The sequence below is a fragment of the Micromonospora sp. CP22 genome, assembly GCF_009712475.1.
Taxonomy (GTDB): Bacteria; Actinomycetota; Actinomycetes; order Mycobacteriales; family Micromonosporaceae; genus Micromonospora.
Map to the genome: position 1 here is coordinate 391,153 of NZ_VCJO01000005.1, position 22,807 is coordinate 413,959.

At 71.0% G+C, this 22,807-nt stretch carries 19 protein-coding genes and 1 pseudogene; 9 read left to right on the plus strand and 11 right to left on the minus strand.

The window, feature by feature from the left end; translation table 11 throughout:
- Positions 1-33: 33 nt before the first annotated feature.
- A complete protein-coding gene (locus tag FF096_RS12635) occupies positions 34-1,836 on the minus strand; it encodes a glycoside hydrolase family 15 protein (protein WP_155217511.1) in 1,803 nt (600 codons plus the stop codon).
- A 114-nt stretch (positions 1,837-1,950) separates the two neighbouring features.
- On the opposite strand from FF096_RS12635, the gene FF096_RS12640 reads away from it, so the two are divergent.
- A complete protein-coding gene (locus FF096_RS12640; protein WP_309223178.1) occupies positions 1,951-3,165 on the plus strand; it encodes a D-arabinono-1,4-lactone oxidase in 1,215 nt (404 codons plus the stop codon).
- A complete protein-coding gene (locus FF096_RS12645; RefSeq protein ID WP_155217515.1) occupies positions 3,165-3,530 on the plus strand; it encodes a sensory rhodopsin transducer in 366 nt (121 codons plus the stop codon). Before FF096_RS12640 ends, FF096_RS12645 begins: the two co-directional genes overlap by 1 nt.
- On the opposite strand, the gene crcB (FF096_RS12650) is transcribed toward FF096_RS12645, so the two are convergent.
- Positions 3,531-3,905, minus strand: coding sequence for a fluoride efflux transporter CrcB (crcB, locus tag FF096_RS12650; RefSeq protein ID WP_155217517.1), 375 nt, complete (start codon positions 3,903-3,905; stop codon positions 3,531-3,533).
- Positions 3,902-4,360, minus strand: a complete 459-nt coding sequence (crcB, locus tag FF096_RS26640; protein WP_309223179.1) for a fluoride efflux transporter CrcB — start codon at positions 4,358-4,360, stop codon at positions 3,902-3,904. Before crcB (FF096_RS26640) ends, crcB (FF096_RS12650) begins: the two co-directional genes overlap by 4 nt.
- A gap of 60 nt (positions 4,361-4,420) precedes the next feature.
- Between crcB (FF096_RS26640) and FF096_RS12660 the strand changes: the two genes are divergently transcribed.
- Complete coding sequence (locus FF096_RS12660) at positions 4,421-4,756, plus strand: YnfA family protein (protein WP_309223180.1); 336 nt, start codon at positions 4,421-4,423, stop codon at positions 4,754-4,756.
- Positions 4,757-4,889: 133 nt separating this feature from the next.
- A pseudogene (locus tag FF096_RS12665) lies at positions 4,890-5,783 on the plus strand (ATP-binding cassette domain-containing protein); the annotation flags it as partial.
- A 60-nt stretch (positions 5,784-5,843) separates the two neighbouring features.
- Here the strand turns inward: FF096_RS12665 and FF096_RS12670 are convergent.
- Entirely contained in the window at positions 5,844-7,901 is a 2,058-nt protein-coding gene (locus FF096_RS12670; RefSeq protein ID WP_155217519.1) for a copper-translocating P-type ATPase, read from the minus strand.
- 340 nt (positions 7,902-8,241) lie between these two features.
- Between FF096_RS12670 and FF096_RS12675 the strand changes: the two genes are divergently transcribed.
- Genes FF096_RS12675 through FF096_RS12685 form a run of 3 tightly spaced genes read left to right on the plus strand, consistent with a single transcriptional unit; the run spans position 8,242 to position 12,379 of the window.
- The gene (locus tag FF096_RS12675; RefSeq protein WP_155217521.1) at positions 8,242-10,746 is read left to right on the plus strand and encodes a nitrate- and nitrite sensing domain-containing protein; all 2,505 of its coding nucleotides are present in this window, start codon (positions 8,242-8,244) and stop codon (positions 10,744-10,746) included.
- Between the two features lie 41 nt (positions 10,747-10,787).
- The gene (locus tag FF096_RS12680) at positions 10,788-11,192 is read left to right on the plus strand and encodes a roadblock/LC7 domain-containing protein (protein ID WP_309223181.1); all 405 of its coding nucleotides are present in this window, start codon (positions 10,788-10,790) and stop codon (positions 11,190-11,192) included.
- Positions 11,189-12,379, plus strand: coding sequence for an ABC transporter substrate-binding protein (locus FF096_RS12685; RefSeq protein WP_309223182.1), 1,191 nt, complete (start codon positions 11,189-11,191; stop codon positions 12,377-12,379). Before FF096_RS12680 ends, FF096_RS12685 begins: the two co-directional genes overlap by 4 nt.
- Positions 12,380-12,516: 137 nt before the next feature.
- Here FF096_RS12685 and FF096_RS12690 read toward each other — a convergent pair whose 3' ends face one another.
- Entirely contained in the window at positions 12,517-13,806 is a 1,290-nt protein-coding gene (locus tag FF096_RS12690; RefSeq protein ID WP_155217525.1) for a GAF domain-containing protein, read from the minus strand.
- A 266-nt stretch (positions 13,807-14,072) separates the two neighbouring features.
- Positions 14,073-14,564, minus strand: a complete 492-nt coding sequence (locus FF096_RS12695) for an SgcJ/EcaC family oxidoreductase (protein WP_155217527.1) — start codon at positions 14,562-14,564, stop codon at positions 14,073-14,075.
- 58 nt (positions 14,565-14,622) lie between these two features.
- Here FF096_RS12695 and FF096_RS27070 point away from each other — a divergent pair, with 58 nt between their 5' ends.
- On the plus strand, positions 14,623-15,087 hold the full coding sequence (locus FF096_RS27070; protein ID WP_155217529.1) for a MarR family winged helix-turn-helix transcriptional regulator: 465 nt from the start codon (positions 14,623-14,625) through the stop codon (positions 15,085-15,087).
- 128 nt (positions 15,088-15,215) lie between these two features.
- Here FF096_RS27070 and FF096_RS12705 read toward each other — a convergent pair whose 3' ends face one another.
- Genes FF096_RS12705 through FF096_RS12715 form a run of 3 tightly spaced genes read right to left on the minus strand, consistent with a single transcriptional unit; the run spans position 15,216 to position 17,529 of the window.
- Complete coding sequence (locus FF096_RS12705; protein WP_155217531.1) at positions 15,216-16,253, minus strand: sporulation-delaying protein SdpB family protein; 1,038 nt, start codon at positions 16,251-16,253, stop codon at positions 15,216-15,218.
- The gene (locus FF096_RS12710) at positions 16,250-16,819 is read right to left on the minus strand and encodes an SdpA family antimicrobial peptide system protein (protein ID WP_155217533.1); all 570 of its coding nucleotides are present in this window, start codon (positions 16,817-16,819) and stop codon (positions 16,250-16,252) included. Before FF096_RS12710 ends, FF096_RS12705 begins: the two co-directional genes overlap by 4 nt.
- 56 nt (positions 16,820-16,875) lie before the next feature.
- Complete coding sequence (locus tag FF096_RS12715; protein WP_155217535.1) at positions 16,876-17,529, minus strand: hypothetical protein; 654 nt, start codon at positions 17,527-17,529, stop codon at positions 16,876-16,878.
- A 142-nt stretch (positions 17,530-17,671) separates the two neighbouring features.
- Here FF096_RS12715 and FF096_RS12720 point away from each other — a divergent pair, with 142 nt between their 5' ends.
- A complete protein-coding gene (locus FF096_RS12720; protein ID WP_155217537.1) occupies positions 17,672-20,356 on the plus strand; it encodes a LuxR family transcriptional regulator in 2,685 nt (894 codons plus the stop codon).
- 145 nt (positions 20,357-20,501) lie between these two features.
- Here FF096_RS12720 and FF096_RS27280 read toward each other — a convergent pair whose 3' ends face one another.
- Positions 20,502-22,118, minus strand: coding sequence for an SGNH/GDSL hydrolase family protein (locus FF096_RS27280; protein WP_155217539.1), 1,617 nt, complete (start codon positions 22,116-22,118; stop codon positions 20,502-20,504).
- Between the two features lie 199 nt (positions 22,119-22,317).
- A partial coding sequence (locus tag FF096_RS12730; protein ID WP_155217541.1) for a transposase occupies positions 22,318-22,807 on the minus strand: 490 nt, incomplete at its 5' end.

The following is a 22,807-nucleotide window of genomic DNA, read 5'->3' on the forward strand; positions in this document are numbered from 1 at the left end:
GGTCGGGCCCGGCGGAAACGATGGACGCCCAGCTCAGGGGCCACCCCGGCTGGCCCAGGCGTGCAACGCGTCCCGGTTGCTCGCGCCGTCGAGGTTCAGCGCCGCCTCGATGAGCGCGAGATGGGTGAACGCCTGCGGGTAGTTGCCCAGTGCGGTGCCGTCGGCACCGAGTTCCTCGGAGTACAGGCCGAGCGGACCGGCGTACGCGAGGAGTCGGGCGAACACCTCGTGGGCCTCGTCCCGCCGTCCGGCCAGCACCAACGCCGACACCAGCTCGAAGGAGCAGAGCAGGAACGCACCCTCCGTGCCGGGCAGGCCGTCGTCGGCCCGGTAGCGACGTAGCAGGCCAGGGCCGATCTCCAACCCGGCGCGTACCCGGTCGATGGTGGCCAGCATCCGGGGGTCGTCGCCGGGCAGGAACCCGACCAGGGGGATACGCAGCAGGGAGGCGTCCAGCTCGGTCGAGCCGTACTCCATCACGAAGCTGCCCACCTGCGGGTCGAACCCGCGTTCCAGCACCTCGGCGTGCACCGTGTCGCGCGCCAGCCGCCAGCGCTCGACGTCCGCCGCCGACGAGTCGCCGAGCAACTCCGCCAGGCGGATGCCCCGGTCCAGGCAGACCCAGGTCATCACCTTCGCGTGGACGTAGTGCCGGCGCGGCCCACGGATCTCCCAGGTGCCGTGGTCGGGCTCGTGCCAACGATCGGCCATCACGTCGACGTGTCGACGCAGCAGCGCCCACTGCTCCTCGGTCAACTCGCCGGTGAGCTGGTGATACGCCAGCGCGGCGTCGAGCACGTGCCCGTACGTGTCGAACTGCACCTGCTCGGCGGCCTCGTTGCCGACCCGCACCGGCCGCGACCCGGCGTACCCCTCCAGGTGCGGCAACTCCTGCTCCCGCGCGGTGGTGCCGTGGATGCCCACCAGCGGGGTCAGCAGATCACCCGAGCAGACGGACATCAGGAAGCGCAGGTACCGCCGGCCCTCCTCGGCGTGCCCGAGCCGGAAGAGCGCGAGCAGCAGCAGGGCCGCGTCCCGGTGCCAGACGTGGCGGTAGTCCCAGTTGCGTACGCCACCGATCTCCTCGGGCAGGCTGGTGGTGGGGGCGGCGATCAGCGCGCCCGTCTCGTCGAAGGAGAGCCCGCGCAGCACCAGCGCGCTGTGCCGGACGGTGTCGGCACCGAAGCCGTGGTAATCGGTACGCCGAGTCCAGGTCTCCCAGGTCTGGCAGGTCCGCCGCAACAGGTCGGCCGGGTCGGCGGGTTCGGCCGGGTCGTCGCCGTAGCCGAGCAGCAGGGCGGTGGTCTGGCCGGCGGACAGCTCGGCGGAGAACCGCAGCGTGCCGTCGACCACCTCGCCGGGCAGCGCGCAGTCCACGCGCAGCGGCGTGTCGGCGGCCCACCATCGCCCGTCACCTCCCGCCCAGGACACCGTGGTGGCGCCGTACCCGATCCGGGGCCGCACCTCGATGCCCAGCCGGATGGTGCCCCGCTCGACCGCGACCCGACGGACCAGCGTCTTCTCCGCGTGCAACGGCCGGGCGGTGTCGCCGGGCCGGACCGCGAGGAAGTCGTGAACGACCGCCGTTGCCTCGGCGGTCTCGTACCGGCTCTCCAGCACCAGGGTGCCCGGTACGTACCGCCTGCTCGGCTCGGCGCAACCCGCCACGGTGAGGTCGAGGACGCCACCGTTGCGGCGGTCCAGCAGCCGGGCCAGGACGGCGTCACCGGCGAAGTGCGGCACGCAGAGCCACTCGACCGCCCCGTCCGCGGCGATCAACGCGGCGGTGTGGGTGTCGGAGAGGAACGCGTAGGAGTCGATCGGGGGATAGGCCATTCGCAGCTCCGCAGGGACGTGGGCGCCGACACCGTCTCGGACGGTCCCGCGATGACTACCCCTCCAGCCCGGGGGTAAGCGCGCGCGGTCGGTTCGGCACGAGGAGGGTTGTGGGTGTCCCGCACGTTCGTGAACTGGTCCGGCAGCCTGACCTTCACCGCGTCCGGGCAGGCTGAGCCGGCCGACGAGGACGAGGTGCGGGAGCTGGTGTCGCGGGCCCGAGAGTCGGGCACCACCCTGCGGCCGGTCGGCTCGGGTCACTCGTCGAGCCCGTTGGTACGCACCGACGGGACGCTGGTCAGCCTGCACCGGCTCGCCGGTGTGATCGACAAGGCCGGTGACCGGGCCACCGTCGGGGGTGGGAGCCGGCTCAGCGAGTTGGGCGAGCGCCTCTACGACGCCGGGCTGGCGATGGAGAACCTCGGTGACGTGGACTACCAGACCATCGCGGGCGCGACCGCCACCGGCACCCACGGCTCCGGCCTGCGTTTCGGCGTGCTCTCCACCCAGGTGTCCGAGGTGCGCCTGGTCACGGGCACCGGCGAGGTGCTGGACGTCTCCGCGACCAGCAACAGCGACCTGCTGCCGGCGGCCCGCCTCTCGCTCGGCGTGCTGGGGGTGGTCACCCAGCTCACCCTCGACCTGCTACCCCGCCAGGACCTGCGCCGCCTGGCCTGGTGCGCGCCGGTCCGGTGGACGCTGGACCATCTGGCCGAGTTGCAGCAGGCCAACCGCAACATGGACTTCTACTGGTACCCGCGCAGCGACCTGACCAAGATCCGCATCATCAACCGGGCCGACGAGGTGCCCGAGGTGCCGATCGAGGCGAGCCGGATGTCCAGGTCCGAGGGGTGGTACGCGCCCGCCGAACTGGAGATCGGGCCGACCCACCACACCTTCCCCCGGCACCGGGAGCTGCGGTTCGACGAGATCGAGTACATGATCCCGTCGGAGGCGTTTCCGGACTGCTTCGCGGAGGTACGCCGACGGATCCTCGACCGGCACCGGCGCACCGTGGGGTGGCGGGTGCTGGTGCGTACCGTCGCCGCCGACGACATCTGGCTCAGCACCGCGTACGGTCGCCGCACCACCACCATCGCCTGCCTCCAGAACGCCTCGTTGCCGTACGAGGACTACTTCCGGGACATGGAGACGGTCTTCCGGCAGTACGGCGGACGACCGCACTGGGGCAAGAAGCACTGGCTGACCGCTGCCGAACTACGTCCGCTCTTTCCCCGCTGGGACGACTTCCAGGCGGCCCGCCGCCGCCTCGACCCGGACGGGGTGTTCCTCACCCCGGACCTGGCCCGACTGTTGGAGGAGGCGTGATGGCGCGGGTGTGGGCGGTGCCGGGCGGGCACGTCCCGTTCGGCGGCACCGGCGTCGAGCCGGAGTTCACCAGCTTCGACCAGCTGTGCGTGCTGAACACCACCGACTCCGAGGCGGAGGTGACGCTCCACTTCTACTACGAGGACGCCGAGCCGGTCGGGCCGTACCCGTTCGGCGTCGGTGCCCGCCGGATCCGGCACGTACGCGTCAACGACCTGATCAATCCGGAGGCGGTCCGCCTCGACCGCCCGTACGGCTGCCTGCTGCGCTCGTCGGTGCCGGTGATCGTGCAGTTCCTCCGGCAGGACACCCGGTCGCCGGGCGGGCTGGCCCTCACCGGGACCATGGCCCATCCCGTCGAGTAGCTAGGTCCACAGCGCCTCGGCGAGGGCGACCCCGCCGAACGCGGCAACCAGCGCGGCGGCGACGCTGACCACCGCGTTGACCAGCGCATGAAGACGTGCGCCGCCCTCGAAGAGCCGGATCGTCTCGTAGCCGAAGGTCGAGTAGGTGGTCAGCGCACCGCACAGTCCGACGCCGAGCAGGGCGACCAGGGAACCGGACACCGCGCCCACGGCGCTGCCCCCGACCAGGACGCCGAGGACGAACGAGCCCACCACGTTGACCGTGCAGGTGCCCAGCGGAAAGACGGATCCGTGGCGGGCCTGCACCGCCCGGTCGACCAGGTAGCGCAGCGGCGCGCCGAGGGCGGCACCGATCGCCACCAGCACGACGGTCATCCGCCGCTCCGGTGCACGCCGGTCACCAGCCGGGTCAGGACCATGCCCGACCACACGGCGGCGAGCGCGGCGACGAGGGTGCCGGCCAGATACAGCAGGCCGGTCCGTGCGGCCCCGGCCGCCACCGCCTGTTGCACCTCGACGGCGTACGTGGAGAAGGTGGTGTAGCCGCCGAGCACGCCGACGCCGAGGAAGGGCCGGACCAGTCGCGGCGCGGTCCACGCCTCGGTGATCAGCACCATCAGCACCCCGATGAGCAGGCAGCCCGACACGTTGACGGCGAAGGTGGCCCAGGGAAAGCCGTGCGGCGAGGGCGGGAAGGCAGTGGCCAGCCCGTGTCGCACCACCGCGCCGATCATGCCGCCGACGGCGATCACGGCGAGCAGGCTGGCCGTGCCGCCGCGGACGGCCCGTCCGCGCGGCGCGTTCGGCTCGATATCCGGATCGACGTGCACCGTGCAGAGGGTAACGCCGCGTCGACCCGGGGTGCGGGCACGCGGCGGTAGGGTGCGGCGGTGACCGTGCTGCGTTCCGTGCTGCTGTTCGTCCTGGCGGCGATCGCCGAGATCGGCGGGGCCTGGTTGGTGTGGCAGGGCTGGCGCGAGCACCGGGGGCTGTGGTTCGTCGCCGCCGGGGTGCTCGCCCTCGGCGCGTACGGCTTCGTCGCCACCTTTCAGCCCGACCCGAACTTCGGCCGCATCCTGGCCGCGTACGGCGGGGTTTTCGTCGCCGGTTCACTCGCCTGGGGAATGATCTTCGACGGTTTCCGCCCGGACCGGTGGGACCTCACAGGCGCCGGGATCTGCCTGCTCGGCGTCGCCGTCATCATGTACGCCCCGCGCGGCGTCTGACTGTCCACCACTGTGGAAACCCGGGTGTCGGCGGCACGACGCGCCGACAGGGCTGGACCGCCATCCCATCGACGGTGACCATAAGTAGCTGGTTGGTCGCCTAGGGCAATGTCGACGATGTCGACGATGTCGCCCGTCGTCGCCGACGGGTGGGGCGACGGCCACGTGTCGTCGACCCCAGGAGGTGTCCATGGCTGCCACGTCGACCCGGCGTCGTGACCGAGCGGAGCAGGCCGGGGTAGCGGCCGGGAAGTCGGTCCTGCCCGAGATGCGGGCCATGTGGTGGGAGACGGGTATGCGGGCGCGCAGCGAGGCCGGCTCCGTCCGGCGGCGTCGTTCCGGCAAGAGCAGCCTGGCCGCGATGATCGCCGCCCTGCGTACGCCCAGCGACGGAGCGGTCTGCTGGAACGAACGACCCCTGTCCGAGTTGGACCCCGACGCGTTGCGCGCACGCATCGCCGTGGTCACCCAGGAGTACCACAAGTGGCCGTTCACCGCCGCCACGAACATCGCCATCGGCGACATCGACAGCGAGGCCCGGCAGGACCGGATCGAGGCCGCCGCGCACCGGGCGGTCGCCGACGAGATGATCCGCGAACTGCCGCACGGGTACGAGACCCTGCTCGACCGCACCTTCGCCAAGGGGCAGGATCTCTCCGGTGGGCAGTGGCAGCGGATCACCGCCGCGCGCGGTTTCCTCCGCGACGCCGAACTGCTGGTGATGGACGAGCCGTCCTCCGCGCTCGATCCGCGTGCCGAGGACGCGCTGTTCCAGGCCATCCGCGACCGGCGGGGCCAGGCCACCACCATCCTGATCACGCACCGGCTGGCCAACGTCCGGCACGCCGACCGGATCTTCGTGCTGGATCACGGCCGTCTGATCGAGGAGGGCACCCATGACGCACTCGTCGCCGCCGGTGGCCGCTACGCCGGACTGTTCGCCCTCCAGGCCGCCGGCTACGCGAGCACCGAGACTCCGCCCGTTCCCCGGCAGCATCCGCACCCGGCCCCGGACGACGCGAAGTGACGACCGTGGCGGTACGACCGAAGGCCGTCACCGCTGCTCGTTGCGATCGTCGTCGAGCGCCTACGTGGCTTCTGGTGGGCGCAGTGCGACGCGGCGCAGCAGTTGGGCGTTGAGCGCGACCACGATGGTGGAGGCCGACATCAGCACGGCGGCGACCGCCGGGCTCAGGGCCACGCCGGCCCAGGCCAGCACTCCGGCGGCGAGCGGCAGCGCGATCACGTTGTAGCCGGCGGCCCAGACCAGGTTCTGGAGCATTTTCCGGTACGCGGCCCGGGACAACCGGATCACTCCGCTCACGCCGCGCGGGTCGGACGAGGCGAGGACCACCCCGGCGGACTCGATGGCTACGTCGGTGCCCGCGCCGATCGCGATGCCGACGTTCGCGCGGGCCAGTGCGGGCGCGTCGTTGACTCCGTCGCCCACCATGGCCACCCGCAGTCCGCGTCGCTGCAACTCCGTCACGGTGTCGTCCTTCTCGGCGGGCAGCACCTCGGCGAAGACCTCGTCCTCGCCGGAGCGGAACCCGAGGTCGGCGGCGACCGCCTCAGCGACCGGGCGGGCGTCGCCGGTGATCATCGCGATCTTGCGGATGCCCTGGCCACGCAGGTCGGCGATGGCCTGCCGGGCCTCCGGCCGGATTTGGTCGGCCAATGCCAGCGCGCCGAGGACGGTGGCGTCGCCGTCGTTGAGCCGCAGCAGGTAGAGCACCGCCGCGCCACGGTGTGACCAGTCCCGCCGATGCTCGTCGAGGTCCTCCGGAACCGTCACGTCGAGTTCCCGCAGCAGTGCCGGACCGCCCACGGCGTAGGTCACCCCATCCACCTCGGCGCGTACGCCCCGGCCGGTGAGCGAGTGGAAACCGGTCGCCACCCGCTGGTCGCCCTGCTCGGCGGCGGCCACGATCGCTCGGGCGAGCGGATGCTCGCTGTCGGCCTCCACCGCTGCCGCGATGGCGAGCACGTCCGATTCGGTCGTGCCGCTGGCGGCGGCGACGTCGGTGACGACGTGTTCGCCCCGGGTCAGCGTGCCGGTCTTGTCGAACAGCACCGTGTCGATCGTGCGCATCCGTTCCAGGGCCAGCCGGTCCTTGACCAGGATGCCGGCCTTGGCGGCGACGGCCGTGGACAGCGCGATGACCAGCGGGATGGCCAGCCCGAGCGCGTGCGGGCAGGCGATGACCAGCACCGTCACCGTGCGTACGACCGCCTCGTCCACATCGCCCAGCAGCGACCAGACCACCAGGGTCAACACGGCGGTCGCGGTGGCGATGTAGAACAGCCAGGCGGCGAATCGGTCGGCCAGCACCTGTGCCCGGCCGCTGGACTGCTGGGCCTCGCTGACCAGCCGCTGGATGCCGGCCAGCGCGGTGTCGTCACCGACGGCCTCGATCCGGACCCGTAGCGCGGCGTCGGTGGCGACCGTGCCGGCCACCACCCGGTCGCCGGTCGCCCGGGACACCGGCCGCGACTCACCCGTGATCATCGACTCGTCCAGTTCGGCGCGGCCGTCCACCACGGTGCCGTCGGCGGGGACCCGCGAGCCCGGCCGGACCAGGACCACGTCGCCGACACCGAGTTCGGTGACCGCGACCCGCTGCGGCTGCCCCTCCGGGTCGAGCCGCTCGGCGTCGTCGGGCAGCAGGGCGGCGAGTGCCGACAGCGCGCCCTGGGCCTGGCCGATCGCCTTCATCTCCTGCCAGTGGCCGAGCAGCATGATCGTCACCAGGGCGGCCAGCTCCCACCAGAAGTCCAGGTCGAACGCGCCGAGCGAGGTGGCCAGCGATGCCACGTAGGCAACGCTGATCGCCATCGCGATCAGCAGCATCATCCCCGGTGCCCGGTCTCGGATCTCGCGTACCGCGCCCTGGAGGAACGGCCAGCCGCCGTAACCGAAGACCACCGTGCCGAGCACCGGTCCCACCAGGCCGATGCCGGGGAAGTCCAACTCGTAGCCGAACCAGTCCATCACCATGTGGCTGGTGGCCACGATCGGCACGGTCAGCGCCAGGCTGAGCCAGAACTTGCGGCGGAACGCCGCCGGATCGTGCCCGGCGTGCTTGTCGTGCCCGGCGTGTTCGTCGTCTCCGTGCTGCTTCGCGTGGTGCTGCGCGTGGGACATGTCATCGCCTCCAACGCCACCATATACCCCTCGGGGGTATGAGGTGGCGATGTGCGCGGCTCGGCTCATAACAGCGCCGCCGCCAGCCATACCTCGCCCGTTCATCCATTCGTCCACAACGATCGGCTGAACTAGTTTCGCTGTCGTGTTTCCGGTTGATGTCCGAGACGCCAGTCAAGCCTGCGGCGATCGTGTGAGGACCTAGAGCTGAACCGTTACACCATGGTAGGAATGCGCTCTGACGTGGGCAGGTACGCCCACCCTCCACCGTGTAGCCCCGGCGCGAGCGTCGGATCCTGCTGAGATCAACGTCGATGAGGCAAGGGAGCGGAGTACGCCGGTGACAGGTGTTACAGCGGCAGCCGCGGTGCGCACCCATGCCGAAGCGCGCCGAGGATGGCTGGCCCGGGGCAGTATCGTCCGGCTGCTGCGGCTGCTGGTAGCCGTACCATTGATCGCCGTCGTGGGGTTCGCCGGCCTGGCCCTTGAGGGCACGGTCCGGCAGGTGCTCAACGCGGGCACCGTGCACGACGTCGTCACGCTCTCCACCCAGGCCGGTGCGCTCGCCCGCGCCCTCCAAGCCGAACGCGTGATCGCCGCGGTCGAGGTGACCACCCAGGGCCAGGCCGCCAGCGCCGCCTTCGACGAACAGGTCGCCCGCACCGACGCCGAGATCGTCGAGTTCCAGCGCCGCCGGGCCGAGGTGTCCAGCGGGAACTCCGCCCTGCAACGGGTCGACGCGGGTCTGATATCGCTCAGCACTGTGCGCCAGCAGGTCCGGGCGAGTCCGCGCGCCACCCTGTCCGCCATCGCCTTCAGTTACCGGATCCTCATCGCGGACCTGCTCGCCTTCCGCGCGTCCGTGGCCACCGACACCTCGACGCGCATCGCCGACGACGTCCGGGCCGCGGTGGCGGTGTCCGAGGCGGGCGAGGCGATCGGCCAGCTCCAGGTCATTGTGCTGCGTAGCCTCGCCGGGGGCGAGCTGACCCCGGCCGGGCAGCAGGAGATCGTCGGCGCACAGGCCCGGTACGCCGAAGCCACCAACGCCTTCCTGGCCCTCGCCGAACCCGGCTGGGTGGCGAACTGGGAACAGATCGGCACCGACGCACAGGTCGTCGCCGCGCAACGCCTTCAGGATCAGGTGGGCCGCACACTGCCCGGTGGACGACTCGCGGTCGACGCGAACGCCTGGGTCGAGGCCACCGACGGCTGGGTCAGCCAGATGTTCCGGATCCAGAGCGAGGTGGACGCCGCCGTGGCGGAGCGGGTGTCCACCGAACGCGGACAACTACTGCGGAACGCGTTGGCGCAGGGCGCCGGCATCTTCCTGGTCCTGGCGCTCACCGTCGTACTCACCGGTGTGGTTGCCCGACGGATCACCCGCCGGCTGCGGTCCCTGCGCAACACCGTGACCAAGGTGGCGTACGACCGGCTGCCGGCCGTGGTGCGGGAACTCAGCGCCGCCCCACCCGGGAGCGTGCAGCCCGACGAGGTGGCGGATCGCTCGGTGGCGGAATTCCGGATCACCGGCTCCGACGAGATCGCCGAGGTGGCCACCGCGACCCGGGCGCTGCACCGGGAGGCGGTCCGGATCGCCGGTGAACAGGCCGTGATGCGGGCGAACATCGCCGAGATCTTCGTGCACCTGTCCCGACGCGAGCAGCGGCTGGTGGACGCGATGCTGGCCCAGGTGGACGAGGTGGAGCGGGACGAGGCCGACCCGGAGCGCCTCCAGCAGCTGTACCGGCTGGACCACCTCGCGACCCGGATGGCGCGGATCAACCAGAGCCTGCTGGTGCTCGGCGGTTCCGGCATCTCCCGGGTACGCCAGGAGCCGGTTCCCCTCGACCACGTGCTCCAGGCCGCGCTGTCCCAGATCGAGCACTACACCCGGGTCCGGATCGGCACGGTGGACAAGGAACTGGCGATCGCCGGCACGGCGGTCGACGAGATCGTGCACCTGGTCGCCGAGCTGTTGGACAACGCGACCGGATACTCCCCGCCGGACGCCGAGGTGCTGGTCACCGGCCACGCGCTCTCCGACCGGGCCATCGTGCAGGTGGTCGACCAGGGCGTCGGGCTGTCCGTGCAACGCTGCGCGCACCTGAACGCGGCCCTGGCCAACCCGTCGACGATCGACGTGTCGGGAGTGCGGGCGATGGGTCTGACCGTGGTCGCCCGGCTCGCCGCCCGACACGCGGTCAAGGTGGAGCTACGTCCCGGGCCGAAGGGTGGCACGGTCGCCGAGATCACGCTGCCCGCGCCGATCGTCGAGCGCCGACCGGCTCAGCAGCTTCAGCCGGTGGAAGCCGAGTTGACCCGCCCTCGGCCCTCCGCAGCCGTGGCCCGCCCGGTCGCCGCGACGGTGGCCCGCGCCGACCTCCCGGTGGCCGGCTCCCGTACCCCGACGCCCACCGTCGGGCGGGCCCCGGTCGGTGCCGTGACGGCGGGTGCCGGGCGGTCGAGCGCACCGCCGTCGCCCAACCCCGTCGCCCGACCCGCAGCGCCCGCACCGCTGTTCAAACCGGCAACCCAGGCCCAACCGGTCGGCTCGGGCCGACCCGCTGGACCGACGGTGAACGGCTGGTTCAAGACCGCCCTGGACGATGACTCGGCGGCCGTCATCTGGCCGGTCGATGCCGGCGAGACCTGGGCGACCACCACGCCGCCGCTGGCCACCCAGGTCGGGCTGCCACGCCGGGTGCCCCAGCCGCATCTCGTCCCCGAGGTGCCCCAACGGATCGCGGACCCCCGTCGGAAGCTGGACCCGACGGCCGTGGCGGCAGCCATGTCGGCCTACGCCAAGGGCGTAGCCGGACGCCGCGCACCCAACCCCCTCTGACGCTGACTGTCCAACCCCCCTCCCCGATCTGGAGCAACGTCGTGACAAGCCCGAACGATCTGAGCTGGCTGTTGCAGAACTTCGTGAACCGTACGCCGGAGGTCAGCCATGCCCTCGCCATCTCCACCGACGGCCTGGTCCTGGCGCACAACCACAGCCTTCCCCGCGACCGCGCCGACCAGCTCGCCGCCACCGGCAGTGGACTGATCGCCCTGCTCGTCGGGGCCGCCCGGTTCTTCGAGGCGGGCTCGGTGATCTCGAACGTGACCCAGATGGACGGCGGCTTCATGTTCTGCATGTCGTTCAGCGACGGGGCGTCGCTGCTCGTGCTCGCCTCCCCGGTCTGCGACGTGGGTCAGGTGTCGTACGAGATGACCGACCTGGCCAACCGGATGGGTGAGGTGCTGACCCCGGCGGTGCGGTCCCAACTGCTGGGGATGATGTGAGCGCCGGCCACCCCACCCGCCGGTTGCTCGCGGCCCTGACGGCCGGCGTTCTGGTCGCCGGCACCGTCGCCTGTGACGGTGGGTCGGAGCCGGAGCGCCAGACCATCCGGATCGGGATGCTCACCGTCCTGGCCGGCTCGCTTGAGGCGCCGGGCTCTGAGCTGCGCGACGGTTTCCAGCTCTACCTGGACATGCGCGGCGGTCAGTTGGGTGGCCATCCGACCGAGCTGATCGTCGCCGACGAGGGATACGACCGCGACGTGACCGTCGAGTCCGCCACCAAGCTGCTGGAAAAGGACCGCGTCTCGGCGATCACCGGCCTCATCAACGGCGGTAGCGTCGCGGCCATCCATCCGCTCATCGACGAGCACAAGGTGCCGCTGGTCGGCGCGCTGGGACGACCGGCGCTGACCGACGTCACGTACGTCTGGCACACCAACCTGATCTCCGTCGAGCCGGGCGTGGCCATGGCACCGTTCGTCAAACAGGAGGTGGGGCAGGGCAGCGTCTACGCCATCGGTCCCGACTTCCAGAGCGGTCGCGACGAGCTGCGCGGATTCGTCGACACGTTCGTCGAACTCGGCGGCCGGTTGGCCAACCCCGGCGGCAAGGCCGTGTTCAGCCCGTTCCCGGTCACCGAGGACTTCGGGCCGTACCTGGACGAGATCGCCGAGTCCGGCGCCGACGCGGTCTACTGCTTCTTCGACGCGCAGAACGCCATCACGTTCGTCAAGCAGTACGCCGAGTCCGCCGTCGCTGACCTGCCGCTCTACGCGGCGGGTTTCGTGACCGAGCCGGCCAGCCTGGCCGAGCAGGGCGACGCGGCCGAGGGCATCTACAACGGCCTGAACTACTCACCCGACCTGGACAACGCGGCGAACCGGGAATTCGTCGCCGCCTGGAACGCGGCCTACCCGGGCCGGGTACCCACCTCGATCGTGATGGCGTCGTACGACGCGGCGGCCGTGCTGGACCGGGCGATCGCCGCAGCGGGCACCAACCCCAGCCCGGAGCAGATCAACTCCGCGATCGCCGGCCTCGGGCAGCTCAACAGCCCACGTGGGCCCTGGCAGTTCGCCAAGGCCACCCACGCGCCGATCCAGAAGTGGTACCTCCGCCAGGTCCGCCGGGACGGCCGGGCCCTGACCAACGTCGTCGTCTCGGAGTTGGCGACCCTCGGCGGTTGATCCGACGATGCCGCAGGTCAGCCGAGCAGGTTGACCCGGCGGGAGACAGAAGCTCGTCGTGGCCGGTGCCCGGTCCCGCACCGGCCACGACGCCCCACCCCGCAAGGCTGCGGGGAACGGCACCGTGGGACCGTCGGTCAGCGGTTTACGTAGGCGGCCAGGCCGCCGAGTTCCTCGGTCGCGATGAAGACCGCCCGTACGTTGAGGATGGCCTCCTCGACATGGCGGGGGCAGCCCCACGCCGAGTCTCCCCAGGAGTCGGCGATCTTGATCTCGGCCGGTTCGGGGCAGCCCTGCCTGCCGCCGAGCTGGCAGTGCTCCGGGTGTGGCGCGGCGGCCTGGGCGGCTGCGGCGGCGCGCATCTGGGCGTTCAGCTCTGCGGCGGCGGCTGCGCGCTGCTCGGCCTCGGCTCGAAGTTCCCGCTCCGCGCGTATCGCCTTGGCGAGTTCGTCATGAGCCGCCTTGGCCTGCGCCTCCGCTTCGAGCTTCGCCTGCTCGATGTGGTGACGCTCGATGGCCAGCGCGGCGGTGCCGGTGAACACTCGGGCGAGGGCCAGGTCGGTGTCCTGCGGAACGCGCGGGGTGCGGTGGTACATGGCGAACGTGCCCAGCAGGCTGCCGTCGCGGGCCAGGATCGGCGTGGACCAGCAGGCGGCCAGCCCGGCACGCTCGGCCAGCTCGCGGAAGTCGACCCAGAACGGATCGGTGGCGATGTCGGTGACGATGACCGGTTCCCGCCGGTGGGCGGCGGTGCCGCAGGAGCCGACCCCCTCGCCGGTGGCGATCCCGTCGATGGCCTGGTTGTAGAAGTCCGGCAGGCTGGGCGCGGCACCGTGGCGCAGGTGCTGGCCGTCGGGGTCGGTGAGCAGCACGGAGACGAGCATCTCCTGCGGGGCGAGGTTCTCGATACACCGCGCCATGCCGTCGAGCACCTCGGTGAGCGGTGCCTGGCGGGCGATCTGTTCCAGCATGGCGCGGTGCTCGGCCATCAACCGCTGCGCGTGCTTGACCTGCGTGGTCTCCACGCCGATCACGCGGATGCCGATCACGGTGCCGTCGGTGTCCCGGCGCGGCTCGTAGGTGAAGTCGAAGTACGCCTCCCGGGCGTGCGGCTCGACGCCCAACATGACCCGGACGTCCCGGCCCGTGTAGGACTCACCCGTGCGGTAGACCTGATCGAGCAGCTCGATGAAGCCCTGGTTGGTCAACTCGGGCATCACGTCCACGAGCGGTACGCCGGTGTGGGCCCGCTGCTCGCCGATGGCGGCGAAGAACGCCGGGTTCGCCGTCTCCACCACGTGCTGCGGCCCGATCAACGATGCGTAGACGGCGATGGAGTGCCCGAACAACGTCCGCAGATCCTCTGCCGCCTGGCCCGAAACGGCCGGGTCCGCAGCGGTGGGAAGCTCACCGGGTGCCGCCGTCATCGTCGGTTCGCCTCTCGTGCCGTCGGGATCGATCACTGTGATGTACCAGTCGGAGACGGTGGCCGCAGGCCGCGCAGGAGCGGGCTGAGGTCGCCCGATGCAGCGTACCGGCAGTCGGCGCAGGCGGCGACCGGTGCACCGCCCGCCGCCTGGTGCGGGCTGAGTGACCGTGCCCGCAAGGCGTTCGACGCCGGAATCGACTGCCGCAGGACCGGTATCCGGTCCTGCGGCGCTGACCGGTGTGAGGCTGTCGGCGCTGACCGGCGTCAGGCTGTCGTGGCGCGACGGCCGAGGCCGAGACCGCGAGCGAACCGCCCCATGGCCTGCGACATGCGCGACGGTACGGAGTCGGGGGCGGGGATGCCGACCGGTCGGATTCGACCGTTGTGCAGGGCGGTGAACCGCCAGCCGTCCGGGGTGCGTACGGCGACCAGGGTCTGCCGGGACCGGCGCCGCTTGGGCAGCGTCGACCGCCATGGCATCAGGACCGAGGCGGTGCCGTGGACGATCGCGACGTCGGGGGTGACGTGGCGAATCGACTCGACCTCGCCGACCAGCGCTGACCCGGCCAGTACGCCACGGAAGAGCTGGTCGTGGGCGTGTTGCATGGGTGCCCGGCCGACCGCGCGGGTGCCGTCGTAGGAGACGTAGTCGGAGTCCTCGGTGAAGCAGCTCCCGTAGGCCACCGCGTCATTGTCGGTCCATGCCTGCATCAGGCGGTCGAACAAGGTGATGATCGCCTGGTCGTCGGTACTCATGCCGCCCCCAATCCGGTACGATTTGCTGATCGAACATTACGATAGCAGGAAGTTTCGAATGTCGAAAGATGAGTTGGTCGGTGTCGTCGCCACGCACCTGCGGCTGCTCCAGCAGAGCTTCGACGCGTTCGACGAGGCGGCAGCCACCGCGCTCGGGCTGAACCGGACGGACCTGCGGGCGCTGGATCTGCTGCTACAGGACGACGGGCCACTGTCGGCCGGTGAGTTGAGCAACGCGCTGAAGCTCAGCCCGGCCGCCACGACCACGGTCATCGACCGCTTACAGCGCGCCGGACTCGCCGAACGGATCCCGGACCCGCACAACAGGCGGCGCGTCCTCGTCGCCACGACCGACGCCGCCCGTGACGCCGAGCGCGAGATCTACGCCCCGGTGGGCGTCGCCGGTTCCGAGGCTCTGGCCCGGTACACGACCGACCAACTCACCACGATCCTCGACTTCCTGTGCACCGCCCGGCAGGTCCAGGAGGAGCAGGTGACCCGGATCGCGGACATCCGGCCGTGACCGCCGTGGCGCTCGTCGAGCCCGGACCCGCCAACCGTCCGGGGAGGTCAGCGTGTCCGGGCTCGGACGAGGGCTGCGAGCGGGATCGGGCGCCCGCCCGCAGGGAGATCGCGGGCTGTGAGTGACCGCTAACCGACAAGCTGGCCCGCCAGCGTCGGTTCCTCATCCTTCTTCCGCCGCTCGGTCGAGGGGGAGCCCACGTCCGGCACGTTTACGTCCGGCGTATCGGCTTCCGGTTTCCGGGCGGGTCGCCGACGGACCGCTTCCCGGACCGTTCGCCAGGTGTCGGGTAGGTGCGTCCCCATGGGTACGAGCAGCAGAATCTGCGCGGCGATCATGATGATCGAGAAGCTCCACAGCCCCATCAGCATCGCGATGGAGATGTGCAGCAGCACCCCGAACGGCAACAGCCACCACCGGACGGCGGGACGCACCAGCAGACTGACGGCCAGCGCGAACTCGATCGCCAACGGAGTCCAGGTCAGCAGGGCCACCCCCACCGGCTGGTTCACCAGGGCGTCCGTCACGGGTTGCAGCCAGCCGGGGGAACCGAAACCACGGTGGTTGAGCCAGTAGTACATCACCGTGCCGTCGGCCCACTCCGGCTTGCTGAACTTCGCCACCGACGCCTGGAAGTAGATCCCGGCGACCTGTAGACGGATCGCGAAGAGCAGGACCACAGCCGTGGCGACCAGCAGCGTGCCCCGGCCACCGGGGCGGATCACCCGGTCCGCCGAGGGCGGCGGCTGCCAGTGCCAGCGACGCGAGTCGGCCAGCAGGACCGGTATCAGCAGCAGGGTGATCACCTGGTTCACCTGCTCGCCGCCGTCCGGAATGGACATGCTGGTGCTCAGGCTGAAGGCGATCCACCAGTGCGGCAGGGCGGTGAACCGGGGACGCCACCCGCTCGCCACCACCAGCAGCACCGCGACCGACGCCCAGCGCACCAGTTCCGCGTGCTCCGGCCCGGCGAGGCAGAACGCGCCGATGTTGCCCGGGCCGACGCAGTGCGGCCCCGGCCCCGCCCCGACAAGGGGGGTGAACAGTGTTCCGACGTCGTTGAACACCAGGGTCGCGGCGGTCGAGGTGGCGAGCAGCGTACGGGCGAGCCCGAGCCAGGACCCCCAGGGCACCGCGACGGAGAAGCCGGGACGACGGCGGCTCAACACGACACCTCCAGCCGGACGACGTGGGTGAACCGGAACTCACCGGCGACCAGGTCCCGGTAGGCCCAGGGCACCGGTTCGGTACGGGCGATGACGACCGGACCGCACACCGTCGGGGTGTCCTTCTGGCTGCGGACCGGGTTCGCCGACGTCGACGCCCCCTCGCCGAGGCACGCCTCGGTCGGCTGCCGGCACTGCTGCCAGGCATCTGCGGAAACCTGGGACACCAGCAGGGCCAGTTCGGTGGGCTGCGCGCGGGCGGACCGGTCGAGCCCGAAGGCGTACCGGGGCTCGGCGTTGGCGCCCGCGGTGATGTTCTCCAGTCGGCCGTCCGGTCGGATCGCGTGCACGGCGAGGTCGGGGGAGCGGGGTGACTTGGTGAAGAACGCCCAGCCCTGGGGCAGAAGCACCCGGAACACCGAGGTGGCCTGGTGCTGTCCGGGCAGCGTGATCGCGTTGGTGGGCAGGAACGTCTGTAGGTCGAACAGGGCGATCAGGCCCACCAGTAGCCCGATCCAGAACACGGGACGGCGGGGTACGACCACCTGGTTCCGGTTGTCCGCCATGTCATCTCCTCGTGGAAGAAGTGGTGCGGGTGGGCACGAGCCCACCCGCACCGGGTTCAGATGGTGCGTAGTTCGGTGGCGAACAGGGCCATCAGCCGCTCGACCTCCAGCGACCGGCTGCCGTCCCGAGGCAACTGCGGCGTGTTGATCAGCGCCAGCAAGACGATCACGGCCGCGATCGCGACCACCACTGCCGCCGCGACCGCATAGGCTCCGGCGTTCACCACCGCCACGACGGTCTCGATTGAGGTCTTGTCGTCGTCGATGAGCGTGGGCTGCTCCACCATCACCGTCTGCAGCGCCGCACCGGCCTCGGTGAGCGCTTCCTCGACCTGGTACGGGTCACCGCTGCGCATCCGGGTGGAGACGCTGGCAAGCATGCCGGGCTGGGCCGCCTCAGCAGCCTCGATCAGCCGGCTGACCGCCGCCACCGCCTCCGGCGACCGGTTCTTGCGCAGGCGTTCTTCGTCCATGAAGACGTACGGCAGCCGCTCCAGCTTCCGGCCCACCTCGCCCTGCATGAAGAAGACACCACGCACCAGTTCCGCGCCGTCCGCAGCCGTACCCACGGTCTGCGCCGCCGTCACGGCGGCCGGCGCCCCGTCCTCGGAGGGGCGGGCGATGGCCGCGTTCGGACCACCGATTCCGGACACCACCAGCGACATCGCGAGCACCGGCACCAACAGCCGACGCCATCGTTTCCTGGGCAAATCAGGACTCCTCACCGTTAGCTGTAACTGCAATTCCCGCCGATGGGCGGGAACCGCGCACATGATTGCCAGCGCGTGCCGCCGGGAGCATTGGGGAAATCCCGTACCTCGATCCCCTGTCCGGACGGCCTATGGTGAGCGAATGTCCATGTTGGCGGGACGGGACGAGGAACTCGCAATGGTCCGAGCCGTCCTGGCCGTGCTCGTACCGAGAAGACCCACACTCGTCGAGATCACCGGTGATCCGGGCGCCGGTAAGACGGCCTTCCTGACCCACCTGCTCCGTCACCTGCCGAGTGAGTTCTACGTCGACCTGACCGCCCACCGGTGGACGCCCGCCGCGCTCGCCCGGCTGGGTCGGCTCAGCCGGGTCCGTCCCGTCGTCGCCGTCCTCGACGACGCCCATCGGGCGGAACCGGCGGTGGCCGCACTACGGCGTCTCCTGGGCGACGCCGCACCCCCCGGACGGCTGGCCGTGGTCTGCGCATATCGGCCCCGACAGGCGTCCCGGAGCCTGCTCCACCTGCTCTCCGATCTCGGCGCGGGGATACGGCAGATGGCCGTGCCGCTGGGGGCGCTGCCCGAGGAGACGGCCGATGCGCTGCTCCCCTCCGAGCTGCCGGCAGCCCGACGGGCGACGCTGGCCGCCGTGGGCGGACGGCTGCCGGGGCTGCTCGCCGTCCTTGCCGCCCACCCGGATCTGGTCGACACCGACGGGAGCGTCGCGCTCGAACGGGTTGCGGAGATCGGTCCGTCCAAGCTGCTGGCCGGGCTCCTGGGGCCGGAGACCGACCTGGCGGACCAGTCGACCCGACGGGCGCTGCACGCCATGGCGGTCCTCGGCGAAGCGGCCGACCCGGCGCTGGTGGCGGAGGTCGGCCAACAGCGCCGGGCGGCGGCCGTCGAGGCGCTCGACCGGCTCGTCCGGATGGACCTGCTCCGGTACGGCGCCGACGAGAGCATCCTGCGCCCGCGACACGCCCTGGTCCGGGCCGCGGCATACCAGGACGCTCCCGTCGGGTGGCGGGCCCGGGCACACCTGCGCGCCGACGCGGTACTACGCCGACGCGGTGCGGACCCGCGTATCCGGGGGTGGCACCTGTTTCAGGCCGGCCGGGCCGCCACGCGGCACCGGGGCATCAACAACACCGCCCACGAACTGTTGACGCTCGATCCGGCGATGGCGGCGAGGCTGGCTCGCCTCGCGGCCACCGTGGTACCGCCGAACGACTCGGTGGCCCTCGGTGACGTGCTGCTGACCGAGGCCCGGGCCACGGCGGCAGCCGGTGACCTGACCGGGGCGCTGCGACTCGCGGAGGCGGCACACGGCGCGCCACCCGGGCCCGACACCCGGCTCGCCTCGGCGGTGTTGCGGGCCGACCTGGCCGACCGACTCGGCACCGGCGTCCCGGCGTTGGCCCGACTGGCCGGGGAGCACGCCACGACGGTGAAGCGCCTACGGCCCCAGCTCTCCGTGGCACAGGGGCGGCTCGCCGCCCGACACGGCCGGTGGGACGACCTGAATCCCCTGGTCAGCGACATCCAGGCGGCGACCGAAATGGAGACGAACCCACCGTTGGCCGCCGTGGCCAGGACCACCCTCGCCGCGCGCGCCGCCGCGCACGGGGTCACCGACGTCGCGGGCAGCGAGTTGCGCGCCGCCGAGGCACTCGTCGACGCCATGTCGGATCGCGCCCTCGCCGGCTGTCTCGACGTCCCGGAATGGCTGGCCTGGGTGCAGGGCACCGTACTGGACAAGGAAGGCGCCCTGCGACACCTCACCCGGGCGGTCGCACTGGCCCGGGAACACGGCCAGGCACACGTGCTGCCCGGACTGCTCGCCGGACACGCCCGGATCGCCGCCGCCAGCGGGCGACTCGACGAGGCGATCAGCGTGGCGATCGAGGCGGAACGGGCCGGCCGGTCGGTGGGTGCCCGGCCAGCGGTGACGATCGCGCTCACCTACCGGGCGATGGCGCTGCTCTGGCACGCGGGCCCGAAGGCCGCAGCCCCGGTCGGTGAGCAAGCCGTCCGGGAGGCCCGCCAGGACCCGACGTTGTACGACATCGCGGTGGCGGTCCTGTCACACATCCGGTACGCCCAGGGGCGACACGCCGAGGCCCGACACCTGACCAGCGTGCTCGTGCAGCCCGGCCGGATGAAGTTCCGCCGCCGGGACATGCAACCCAAGTGGCTCGCCGGACACGCCGAGTTCCTGGTCGCCGGTGGCCTCATCGACGAGGCGTACGCCTGGTCGCAGCGGGCCGAGGAGGCCGCCGCCGCCCTCGGCCTGGAGGTCCGGCAGGCCGAGGCCCACCTGGCCACCGCGAGCGTGCTGCTCGCCCGCCGGAACCCCGCCGACGCCCTGGTCGCAGCCCAGCGCGCCACCGAACTCCTCGCCGACCGGCAGGCCGACCTGTCACTCGGGCAGGCACACGTGGCGGTGGCGGACTGTCTCGAAGCCCTGGGCGAAAGCGGTCCCGCTCGGGAACACATCCACCTCGCCCGGTCGCTCGCGGAACGCCTGTCCTCCGCGTGGCTGCTCCAGCAGGTGGTCAACGCCCAACGCCGACACGGCGCCGGACAGCGGCGGTGGAGCGCTGCCGCCGGACCCGACCTCACCCAGGCCGAACACCGGGTCGCTGTCCTGGTGGCCGAGGGCCTCACCAACCGCGCCGTCGCGATGCGCCTCTACGTGACCGAACGAACCGTCGAGGCCCATCTGACCCGGGTGTACCGCAAGCTGGGGGTCAGCTCACGGGCCACCCTGGCCGCCCTGCTGCGCGACGGAGGCGGTGTGGTGTTACCGGCCAACCCGGAGGCGTGATCAGACCCCGTCCGCCCCCGGCCACCTTGCGAGCCAGCGCCGGGCGCGAGCGGCGAAACCGGTGTCGGGCACCCCTGGCGGACCAGGGATGCCCGACGGGAGGGCCCGGCCGGGGTCGGTCGGCCGCTGGACGTCCGGCGGTGCGTCAGAGCGGGGGAAGGACCTGGGCCAGCCGGGCCGCCATCGCCTGGTAGCCCGAGGCGTTGGGGTGGAACGAGTCGCTCACCGGTGAGGTGAGGCCGTGGGCCCACACGCCGCTGGTGCTACAGAGCCGGTGGCCGCGGAACAGCTCCAGGCCGTTGACGTAGGTGACCCGCGAGTCGCCGGTGGCCAGCACGGCGTCCCGGATCATCCGATCGGTCTGGGCGGTCGCGGTGTAGATCGCTCGTCGTTCGCTCTCGATGAGATTGCCGCCCAGGTTCGGGCAGCGGTCCTGGGTCGGCGGCGGGTCCGCGGGGTCGTCCGGGTTGGGCACGACGGCCGGGTAGCTCAGCACCATCAGCCTCCCGTTGGGGTGCATCTCCGCCCTGATCTGTCGGTACAGGGCGGTGAGCTGGACTCGGACCTGATCCAGCTGCTGCTGGGTGACCAACGGTCCCGACCCGGAACAATCAGCACCCAGGTAGCAGCCGGTGAGCTTGAGCGAGAAGTCGAGGTCGTTGCCGCCGATGGTCAGCGTGACGAGCCGGGTGTGTGGCTGTATCGCGTCCAGTTGAGGTGGTACGCCGGGATGCTGGCTCGCGTACAAGTCGACGATCTTCCCGCCGTGACACGCCGCCAGGGTCGGCCGGTCCACCGGCAGCCCGGACAGGATCGTCCCGGCGATGAGGTTCGAGTAGGTCAAGGACGACCGCCGGCACTCCTCATGGGAGTACGGCGGAGCGCCGGTGCCCGAGGAGTAGGAGTCACCGAGTGCGACATACCGGATCACCGGGGGCTGGAGCCCGGTCCCGAACGCCCCGGTGCCCAGCACGATGTGCAGCAGGTTGGTGCCGAGCCCCTCACACAGCAGGTAGCGCAGCCCGGGAATGGGGAAGCAGCCACCCCAGTAGACACCGGCCGGTGCCAACAGGTACAGCTCGAAGGCGATCTCCACGCTGCGACCACCGTCGAACATCTCGCCGGGGATGCTGAGGCCGCCCGAGGTCGCGCCGTAGTAGGTCTGCCCGTACGACTGGGGTGCCGTGGTGTAGAGGAACTGGCCGTCGAAGCGGCTCCGGTCGATCACGCCGCTGGCGATGTAGGCCGCGCTCAGCCAGAAGTTGCAACCGAACTCCGCCAGGTAGGAGATGTTCGCCGCGTAGTTGGTCTGATTGGGCGCGCCGCTGACGGAGCCGCTCCGCGTGATCGCCTCGGTGCAGTACAACCCGCCCGGCGGGTCGTCGGGGCCGGCCTGCGGCGCAACTCCACGGAAGGTCGGCTCGTCCGCCTTGCGGATCGCCGCACGGGCCGCGCTGTCCACCTTGAGCGTGGCGCCGGGGCCCTTCGTGGCACCCGGCAGCGCCTTGGGTTGTTGCGGCTTCAGCGGTGTCGCGAACGGCGTGATCTTCTTGGTGGTGCCTGGAAGGGTCACCGGGTCAGGCGTCTGGATATCGGGCTGCCAACCTTCACTTCGCGCCACCGGCAAGGTCACGGCGTTGTCGTCGGCGGTCGATGTTGCGGCCAGCGCCGGTTGTCCGCTGACGAGCAGCCCACCGATGACCGCGACCACGGCGAGTAACCGCGTACGCCGTCCCGATGGCACGACTCCACGTGATGTCACTACCAACCTCCTAGCATGAGGTGATCGCCATGTGACAGGCAGTGATATGGATGCTAGGCAATGAGTAGGTGAGCGCAGATCCGTGAAATTACGCAAAGATGCGCGCGGAAATCACCTCCACCCGTCGTACGGCTCACCGGCTCCGGCGTCACCAGCCCTCAGAGGACGTCTGATTCACGTATTTTGCGTGCGTTGTGGTTTAGTCGTCTCGCCAGGTTGGGGTGGTTTCGGTGGTGAGGCGTTTGGCGAGGTTGTCGATCATGGCGATGGTGATCATGCTGGCGGAGTTGTCGGGTCGGGTTTCGTAGTCGCGGACGAGTCGGCGGTGGTGCATGAGCCAGCCGATGGTGCGTTCGACGACCCATCGCCGTTTGACCACGCTGAAGCCCTTGACCTGCGGGTCTTTGGTGACGGTCTCGACGTCGACGCCGAGGGCGGCGCCGTGTTCGACGACGCGGTTCTTGAAGCCGGTATCGACCCAGGTCTTGGTCAGGGTGGGGTAGGCGGTGGTGGCTTGGTCGAGCAGGTCCATGCCGATGGTGTTGTCGCTGGTGCTGGCGGCGGTGACGATGACGGCGAGGAGCAGGCCGAGGGTGTCGGTGATGATGCCGCGTTTGCGGCCGACGATCTTCTTCCCGGCGTCGGTGCCCTGGGTGGCCAGTGGGACGTTGGTGGAGGTCTTCACGCTC

Coding starts and splice junctions, on each gene's coding strand:
- crcB (WP_155217517.1), bottom strand. CDS start 3,905: ATGACCGTCGTGCTGGTGGCGATCGGTGCCGCCCTCGGCGCGCCGCTG.
- FF096_RS12635 (WP_155217511.1), bottom strand. CDS start 1,836: ATGGCCTATCCCCCGATCGACTCCTACGCGTTCCTCTCCGACACCCAC.
- FF096_RS12720 (WP_155217537.1), top strand. CDS start 17,672: ATGTCCATGTTGGCGGGACGGGACGAGGAACTCGCAATGGTCCGAGCC.
- FF096_RS12645 (WP_155217515.1), top strand. CDS start 3,165: ATGGCGCGGGTGTGGGCGGTGCCGGGCGGGCACGTCCCGTTCGGCGGC.
- FF096_RS27070 (WP_155217529.1), top strand. CDS start 14,623: ATGTCGAAAGATGAGTTGGTCGGTGTCGTCGCCACGCACCTGCGGCTG.
- FF096_RS12690 (WP_155217525.1), bottom strand. CDS start 13,806: ATGACGGCGGCACCCGGTGAGCTTCCCACCGCTGCGGACCCGGCCGTT.
- FF096_RS12710 (WP_155217533.1), bottom strand. CDS start 16,819: ATGGCGGACAACCGGAACCAGGTGGTCGTACCCCGCCGTCCCGTGTTC.
- FF096_RS12695 (WP_155217527.1), bottom strand. CDS start 14,564: ATGAGTACCGACGACCAGGCGATCATCACCTTGTTCGACCGCCTGATG.
- FF096_RS12670 (WP_155217519.1), bottom strand. CDS start 7,901: ATGTCCCACGCGCAGCACCACGCGAAGCAGCACGGAGACGACGAACAC.